The following is a 1,819-nucleotide window of genomic DNA, read 5'->3' on the forward strand; positions in this document are numbered from 1 at the left end:
CGTGACGTGGCGCGGTTGGGCCGGGCGCGCGCGAGGTCGCGGCCGGCGTCGAGGGAGGACGTGTGCGGGGACGTGGTCCCCGTGGTCCCGGAGAGCGGCACGACGCCGGGGCGGGCGGCCAGCTGCGCGATCGACTCGGCGGCGGCCATCAGCTCCTCGGCGGTGTCGCCCTTGACGAGGTGGCGGTGCTCAGCGGGCACGCGGTGCTCGTAGAGTGCCTTCATGAGGTCGAGCTCTCGCTGGGTGGCGGCGGCCGTCGCGGCCTGCTCCTTCACCTGGGCGAGGTCCGCCTCGAGCGCGGCGACGCGCTCCTTGGCGGTGGTGTGCGCCTGCTGCTCAGCCGCGAGGGCGGTCTGTGCGTCCTTGGCGCTCTGCTCGGCGACCTTCTTGGCCTCCCGCTCGGCCTGCAGGGCCTTCTTGCCGGGCTCGCCGAGGGCCTCGTCCGGCTCGTCGCCGTCCGTGGTGGCCTCGGTGCCGGCGTCGGCCTCGTTGGGCTGGGCGGGGCTGTCGGCGTGGTCCGTGGGGGTGGGGGCGGCCGTCGCGGCCTCCCCGTCGGCTCCGGCGTCGATGTAGCGGAGCACGGCGGCCACGGCGGGGTTCATCCGACGGAAGGTGTGCATGGGGTCTCCTCTGGTCTGCCACGTCGCGTGGCGGTTTCCCCGGTCCGCGTCGCGCGGTCGGGAAGCGTGTGGGGGCGCGGTCAGTGCGCGTGGACGCCGTCGTTCACGGCGTCGGGGAACATGCGGCGCATCTCGGCGAGGACGGCGGACAGGTCCGAGGTGGTGCCGGCCTGCTGCGCGGCGGCCGAGTACATCTCGTAGAACGGGTCCGGGTCCCAGGGGACGTCGCCGCCGTCGTGGGCGGGGACCACCTGACAGTCGCAGTCGGGGTGGTACTTCTCCCCGTCGCTGCGCCGGTACCGGGCGCGGTCCTCGGTGGTGTAGAGCCAGCCGGCGGAGCGGGAGGCCAGGGTGAGGCAGAACGAGCAGGTCTTGGCGCCGCGGGGGACGCGGACCCAGCCCATGTCGTTGGCCTGGGCCGAGAACTGCGTCGTGTGCCGTCCGGGCCGCTGGATCCACTCGGTGAGGTCCTGGGCAAGGGCGTCCGCGAGCGCGTCCGGGGTGTCGGTCCAGAGCTTGCCAGCCTCTCGGCGGAGGGTGCCGTTGACGATGGACTCGGGGACCGGTGGGGCGAGGGTGGCCCAGCCGGCGGTAGGCAGGGACTCGAACCACTCGGCGGCGAGGACCGCGGTGGCGGTGCCGTACTCCTCCACGATGACGGGCAGGTACTCGAGGAGGGCGTCCCGGATGAGCTCTGGCTCGTTGCCCTGGAGGGAGAGCCAGAGCTGCATCAGGTCGGCCTGAGCGTCCTGGACGAGGGCGGCGGTGGCGCCGCGGTACTCGGCCAGGTCCATGTCGGTGGCCATCGGTCAGCCCTCCGTGGTCGGCCCGCTGGTGGCGGCCGAGGCGGGCGGGCGGCCGACGCCGTCGCGGCGGGCCAGGACCCGCTCGAGGCTGTTGCGCCCGCGGGCCTTGGCCGCCTCGTCCTGGAGGCGTTCAAGCTGGGACTCGTCGAAGCCCCAGAGCTCGAGCACGACGTCGGAGCCGGCGAGCTCGGGGTGCGTGGTCACGAACTTCTGCGCGAGGTCCGCGGCGGCTGCCGGCGTCACGGTGCCCGGGTTCAGGAACGAGGCCCGCAGGCGGTCCATGTCCCGGCTCAGGGCCCCGGTGGGGTCGCCGTGCCGGGTGAGCATGGCCAGGCGGGCCGTCTCCCGGCGTGCGTCTGCGTAGTTCGGCAGCTCGGACTGCACGAGCCCGAC

The 1,819-nt window shown here is 74.3% G+C and carries 3 protein-coding genes; all 3 read right to left on the minus strand.

The window, feature by feature from the left end:
* The coding region (locus Q4D18_RS11605; protein ID WP_303128579.1) for a hypothetical protein at positions 1-620 on the minus strand (620 nt) is incomplete at its 3' end.
* A gap of 80 nt (positions 621-700) precedes the next feature.
* A complete protein-coding gene (locus Q4D18_RS11610; RefSeq protein WP_303128581.1) occupies positions 701-1,426 on the minus strand; it encodes a hypothetical protein in 726 nt (241 codons plus the stop codon).
* Between the two features lie 3 nt (positions 1,427-1,429).
* Positions 1,430-1,819: hypothetical protein (locus Q4D18_RS11615; protein WP_303128583.1), on the minus strand; the 390-nt coding region annotated here is incomplete at its 5' end.

It is taken from the genome of Micrococcus sp. (genome assembly GCF_030523875.1).
Classification (GTDB): Bacteria; Actinomycetota; Actinomycetes; order Actinomycetales; family Micrococcaceae; genus Micrococcus.